Source organism: uncultured Hymenobacter sp. (genome assembly GCF_964243305.1).
Classification (GTDB): Bacteria; Bacteroidota; Bacteroidia; order Cytophagales; family Hymenobacteraceae; genus Hymenobacter.
In genome coordinates, this window is sequence record NZ_CAXTEF010000024.1 from 59,720 (window position 1) to 65,210 (window position 5,491).

Below are 5,491 nucleotides of genomic sequence, written 5' to 3' on the forward strand. Positions count from 1 at the left end.
CACCCGGCCTGGCTTTGGCAGAAAGTACGGGGGTAGGCGGTTTGCGTTGCGAAGGCTGAGGTTGGCCCCGGTTCCGGCTTCGGACTCCGGCTTGGCGGCCAGCGGCCGGCTACTGGCTGCCCTTTTTGCCTTCGCCGGGGTTGGTGCCGGTTTTGCCCTTGCCGGCGCCGCCGGCGCCGTCCGAGTTGTTGGTGGTGCTGCCTTTGTCGCCGGGCGCAGTGGTCATGCCGGTGGCGCTGTTGGCTGGGGGCGTGCTGCCGCCGGCGCTGCTGACGCCGCTGGCGTCGGAACCCACGTCGCCGGGCGTGCTGTTGCCATCGAAGCCGCGCTTGCCCGACGCATCGCGGGGGTCGGTGCTGGTGCCGCCGTTGCCCACGCTGCCATTGAGGTCGGCGCTGGCGGCGCTCGGCGGGCTGGACATATTGCCATTGTCGGCGGCGCGGCCCTCGCCGCTGCCCGTGCTGCCGCAGCTGCTTAGCAGCGCGGCGCTCAGGACTAAGGTGCCGAGGAATAGAGTGATTTTTTTCATGTTTTAGAAAGAAATAAAGAAAATAGGAGAGCTGATTGGTTTAGTAAACAGCTTGCTATACGGGCTGGCGACTGGCGGCAACTACGTTTGGCCCGTAAATATGCTGGCTGTTTTGCTGGCCCTCGGCTGGCTAACGCGAGTAGCGCGGCCACGTGCCGACCGCCGGCGCTGTTCGCCGGCCGCCGCTACTTTCCCTTCTTTATTCCCTACCCCCTTCCAATGCCCGCAACCATCCTCTTCGACGGCGTCTGCAACCTGTGCAACGGGTTCGTGCAGTTCGTTATTCGCCACGACCCGGCGGGCCGGTTTCAGTTCGCCGCTCTGCAGAGCGAAGCCGGCCAGCAGCTGCTCGCCGCGCAGGGTCTGTCCGGGCCGTTCCCCGCCGCCGGGGCCGACCCCGAATCAGTGCTGCTGGTCGAGGAAGGGCGGCTGTACTCGCACTCGGCGGCCGTGCTGCGCATCGCCCGGCGCCTGGGCGGCGGCTGGGCCTTGCTGGCCGCCCCAGCCTGGCTCTTGCCCACCGCCGCCCGCGATGCCGCCTACCGCTTCGTGGCCCGCCACCGCTACCGCTGGTTTGGGCGGCAGCAGGAGTGCCTGCTGCCCACGCCGGCGCTGCGGGCGCGGTTTCTGGGCTAGGCAGCTCACCTTATTTAAGTGCTCAGGGCGAGTGCTTCAGATAAAAAATTAAAGCCCACTAAGCTTGGAAACAGGGGCGGGGATGGGCGGGCCAGTGGTGGCAACCCTACCGGGGCATCTGAGGGCGCTACTTCTTTTCCTTCTTCGCCGTGGCGCTGACCAATCATCTGCTGAGGACTACCGGGCCTATGAAAGAGGCTCAGCCCGCCATTCAGGCTAAAAATCAGTAGGTTGTCGGCTGCACAGCCGCCCGTTTCCTACCCCCCCTCTGACAGACCAAGGCCCGCGCGGTCGGGAAGGCGCCCTACGAGGGCCTTGGTCAGTCAGAGGGGGGTAGGAAACGGGCGCCGGTCAGGTTAGCGGGCGCTACTCCTTGCCCTTGCTGTTGGTGATGTCGGGCGTGCCGTTGGTAACGTTGGGGGCCTGCTGGGCGGGGCCCACGTCGTTGGTATTGCCGCGGCCGTTGTTGTTCTTATTGGTGGCGGCGTTGGTGCCATTGGCGGCCTGGGGCGAGGCCGAGCTTTTGCCGGCCGGGGCCGAGTTGACCTGGTCCTGCACGGTGCCGTTCTTGATAGCCGTGGCCGAGCCTTCACCCACGGGCGTGTACACCTGCTGCTTGTAGTTGATGCTGTCGCGGTTCACGTCTTCGTTGCGCCAGCCGGGCGCGTTCACGAACGCGCGGTCGAACTGGGTATTCACGCCGGGACTGTAGCGTTGGTAGTCGCAGGCCGAGAAGGCCGAAGCGCCGAGGACCAGGCCCAGCAGCGCGCGAGAGGAAAGCTTCATAAAAAATCAGATAAGGTTAAGCCGGACAAAGGAAACCGCTGGCGGCCGAATGCGTTTGCCAGCCTGCCCCTGCCCAACGCCAAGGGCCGCCCGGAGGTTACCACTTTAGTAGTGATTAGTGATTAACGGTTAGTAACTAACGTTGTTGAACTACTCCAATTGAAGCTGTTTAGGAAGTTCTAAAAACCAATTTAGCATGTCATGCGGAGCTGGTCGCAGCATCTCTACTGCTTCGTTGAACGACCCCAACGAAGCGGTAGAGATGCTGCGACCAGCGGACGCTAGATAAAGCAGGACCGGCTTTCGACTTCCTAAACAGCTTCATTATTAATCACTAACCGCTAATTATTAACCCCTACCCCGCCATGCCTTCCCGCTTTGGCAACGCCCTGCGCGCGCTGGGGCGCGCCGCCGCCATCGTGCCGCGCGGCGCGGCCTACGCCTACCGCGCCGGGCAGGCCCACCAGCATTTTTTCCTGCCCGTGCTCAACGGTGCCCTCGGCGACCAGCTCGCCGCCCGCTATGATGCGCGCGCCATTCAGATGAGCTTCCGCCGCGGCGGGCGCGACGTGCCCGTGGCCGCGCTGCGCCTGCAGGAAGCGCGCCTGAAAACCGTGGTGTTCGTGCACGGGCTGATGGGCGACGAGCTGATTTGGCAGACCGGCTTCCAGGACGCGGCCGGGCGGCCCCGCTTCGGCCCGCGCCTGGCCCAGGAAGCGGGCCTGCGCTGCCTCTACCTGCGCTACAACACCGGCCAGCACCTCTCCGAAAACGGCCGCGAGCTGGCCCGCCTGCTGCAAGAACTGGCCGACCGCTACCCCGACGCCCTGGGCGAGCTAGTGCTCGTGGGCCACAGCATGGGCGGCCTCATAATCCGCTCGGCGGGATATTATGGCAGTGAGCAGTTGGCAGTGAGCAGTGAGCAGTTAACAAACGATAGTGCTGCTCACTGCTTACTGCTCACTGGCAAAGCCACCTGGCTAGCGCATTTGCGCGCGGTATTTCTGCTGGGCACGCCCCACGACGGCGCCTGGCTGGAGCAGAACTCGCACCTGACCGAGCGCCTGCTGCGGCGCATTAACCTCTTCCCGACCCGCTTCCTGAGCAACGCCCTCAACCAGCGCAGCAACGGCATCAAGGACCTGCGCCACGCCTGGCTCGTGGATGAGGACTGGCAGGGCCCCCACGCAGCCGACCTGCTGCCGCCGCGCACCGCGGTGCCCCTGCTGCCCGGCGTCCACTACCACGTGCTAATGGGCGCCTGGCTGCGCAGCAGCCTGCCGGCGGTGCTGCGCGAATATTTTGGCGACGGCATGGTGGGCGCGGCCAGCGCCCGCGGCCAGGCCACTTTCGGCGACGAGGCCGCCCTGCCGGCCGGCACCAGCGTGCGCACGGCCATCTTTCCGCAGCAGCACCACGGCGGCCTGCTCACCCACCCGGAAGTGTATCAGTACCTGAAGGCGCACGCGTGAAGGGAAGTATGGGTGGCGGGTTGGCCTACGGCGGGGCCTTGGCAAAAAGAGAGGGGGTAGGAACATCAGCCTCCTGGCGGGATACTGGCAGCGGGCGCTGACAGTAACAGGGGGCTTGTCTGGCGCGGGCTTCCTGATTCCCTACCCCCTCTCTTTTCACCAAAGCCCCGCCGTAGGCCAACCTATTTCCTCTACTCGCTGCTACTCCCGAAGTGGCTAGTAGTAGCTTTACCATTCACCTATATTTTTTCCTTCCTGATGACAACACTTTTCCGCACCAGTCTGGCCGCCGGCCTGCTTTTCACTACCCTCTTCACCGCCCGCGCCCAGGCCGTGCCCAATGGCGACTTCGAAACCTGGGCCGTGCGCGATGGCGTCGATACACCGGTCGACTGGCTGACTACTGATGACATTCTCCGGGCGGAACGCTTCGCCCAGGAGCTTCTGCCGACGGGCACTTTCACCAAGACGACCGACGCGCATGGCGGCACCTATGCCCTGCGGCTCGAATCGAAAGCTACGCCGCGGGGGGTAGCGCTGGCTATCGTGGGGCTGGGAAAAAGGCTGCCCTCCAACTCTGAACTAGGCGCGGGGCTGCCCTTCACGGCCCGGCCCGCCGTGCTGCAATTCTACTACAAGCTCTCGGGCCCACAGTCGCCAGTAGCCGATGAAGTCCCGGCGGCAGCCATCGAACTTACGCGCACCGTCAACGGGCAAGTAGAAACCATCGCCTTCTCTTATTTGCAACTTCCTACCCCCACCGACACCTATATGCTGGCGCAGATTCCTATCGAATACGAATCGGCCGCTACCCCCGATTCGGTGCACCTTGCCTTTGTCACGAATGGGGACTCCGACCTGTTTGGCAACGGCGTAGCGGGCACGGTGCTTCAGATTGACGACATCTCGTTCACGGGCACGGCCACGGCGACCCGCGACGCTAAGCTGGCAGCGGCCATCAGCGTCTGGCCCAACCCCAGCCCTGACGGGCGCTACGTGCTCGGCGCCACCGAGCCGGCCCTGCTAGCCGCCCCGCTCACCGTGCTCGATGCCACGGGCCGCATCGTGCGCCGCGAAGCTGCCCCCGGCCGGAGCGCCGCCCCCACCCGCGCCCTGGACCTGAGCGGCCTGCCCGCCGGCATCTACACTCTACAGCTCGCCACCCCGCGCGGACTCGTCACCCGCAAGCTCGTTCGCTAGAATTCTCGCGTGAAGCCTCCAAACAACTATTTTCATTGGCTTCTATGAGCAGCAGCTTATTTGGCTATACCTTTACTACCTCATCCTTTTTTCCATTTTATATGAAGTTACTTTTCCGCACCACTTTAGCAGCGGGGCTGCTGCTCACGGCCCTCACCACGGCCCACGCCCAGGCCGTGCCCAATGGCGGCTACGAAACCTGGGCCGCCCGCGACGGCGTCGATTCGCCGACCGGCTGGCTGACCATCGACGATATCTTCGCTGCCGACCCTTTTGGACAGGTCTTGTTCCCAAATCCGACGGGCACCTTCACCAAAGTCACCGATGTGCACGGCGGCACCTTCGCCCTGCGGCTCGAAACCAAGACGATAGCAACACTCTTCGGCCCGGCCGCAGTGCCGGGCGCCGTATCATTGGGCAACAAGGTGAACTCTAACTCCGATTTAGGCGGTGGCTTGCCTTTTACCAGTCGGCCGGCTATGCTCCAGTTCTACTACAAGCTCAGTGGGCCCCAAGCTTCGGCAACTGGCAATACCGCCTTAGCCAGGGTAGAACTGACGCACACCGTTAACGGCGAGGCTGAAACCATCGCCACGGCTCAACTGACACTCACCACTGTTACCTCCACCTACGTGCTGGCCCAGGCGCCCCTTACGTACACGTCGGCGGCCGTGCCCGATTCAGTACACATCGTATTCGGCACGGCTGACCCTGACTCGGACGATGACGCCACCGTGGGCACGGTGCTTCAGATTGACGACATCTCGTTCATGGGCACGGCCACAGCGACCCGCGACGCTAAGCTGGCAGCGGCCATCAGCGTCTGGCCCAACCCCAGCCCTGACGGGCGCTACGTGCTCGGCGCCAC

6 protein-coding genes are annotated in these 5,491 nt (G+C 64.2%); 4 read left to right on the forward strand and 2 right to left on the reverse strand.

All coding sequences use genetic code 11. The features are described 5' to 3' along the window. Positions 1-109: 109 nt before the first annotated feature. Positions 110-529 carry a hypothetical protein gene (locus tag ACFE70_RS13825; RefSeq protein WP_375418344.1) on the reverse strand — a complete coding sequence of 140 codons (420 nt, stop codon included), beginning with the start codon at positions 527-529 and terminating at the stop codon, positions 110-112. A 219-nt stretch (positions 530-748) separates the two neighbouring features. On the opposite strand from ACFE70_RS13825, the gene ACFE70_RS13830 reads away from it, so the two are divergent. Beyond that, positions 749-1,165: a thiol-disulfide oxidoreductase DCC family protein gene (locus ACFE70_RS13830; protein ID WP_375418345.1), complete on the forward strand. Its 417-nt coding sequence runs from the start codon at positions 749-751 to the stop codon at positions 1,163-1,165. A 366-nt stretch (positions 1,166-1,531) separates the two neighbouring features. On the opposite strand, the gene ACFE70_RS13835 is transcribed toward ACFE70_RS13830, so the two are convergent. Next, positions 1,532-1,951, reverse strand: a complete 420-nt coding sequence (locus ACFE70_RS13835) for a hypothetical protein (RefSeq protein WP_375418346.1) — start codon at positions 1,949-1,951, stop codon at positions 1,532-1,534. A gap of 365 nt (positions 1,952-2,316) precedes the next feature. Here ACFE70_RS13835 and ACFE70_RS13840 point away from each other — a divergent pair, with 365 nt between their 5' ends. The 3 genes from ACFE70_RS13840 to ACFE70_RS13850 all read left to right on the forward strand — a co-directional run. Next, positions 2,317-3,423 carry an esterase/lipase family protein gene (locus tag ACFE70_RS13840; protein WP_375418347.1) on the forward strand — a complete coding sequence of 369 codons (1,107 nt, stop codon included), beginning with the start codon at positions 2,317-2,319 and terminating at the stop codon, positions 3,421-3,423. Between the two features lie 258 nt (positions 3,424-3,681). Next, positions 3,682-4,623 carry a T9SS type A sorting domain-containing protein gene (locus ACFE70_RS13845; protein ID WP_375418348.1) on the forward strand — a complete coding sequence of 314 codons (942 nt, stop codon included), beginning with the start codon at positions 3,682-3,684 and terminating at the stop codon, positions 4,621-4,623. Between the two features lie 101 nt (positions 4,624-4,724). After that, on the forward strand, positions 4,725-5,491 hold a 767-nt coding region (locus tag ACFE70_RS13850), incomplete at its 3' end, for a hypothetical protein (protein WP_375418349.1).

Excerpts from the sequence above, each read along its gene's own strand:
- ACFE70_RS13835 (WP_375418346.1), bottom strand. The coding sequence starts at position 1,951 with ATGAAGCTTTCCTCTCGCGCGCTGCTGGGCCTGGTCCTCGGCGCTTCG.
- ACFE70_RS13845 (WP_375418348.1), top strand. The coding sequence starts at position 3,682 with ATGACAACACTTTTCCGCACCAGTCTGGCCGCCGGCCTGCTTTTCACT.
- ACFE70_RS13840 (WP_375418347.1), top strand. The coding sequence starts at position 2,317 with ATGCCTTCCCGCTTTGGCAACGCCCTGCGCGCGCTGGGGCGCGCCGCC.
- ACFE70_RS13830 (WP_375418345.1), top strand. The coding sequence starts at position 749 with ATGCCCGCAACCATCCTCTTCGACGGCGTCTGCAACCTGTGCAACGGG.
- ACFE70_RS13825 (WP_375418344.1), bottom strand. The coding sequence starts at position 529 with ATGAAAAAAATCACTCTATTCCTCGGCACCTTAGTCCTGAGCGCCGCG.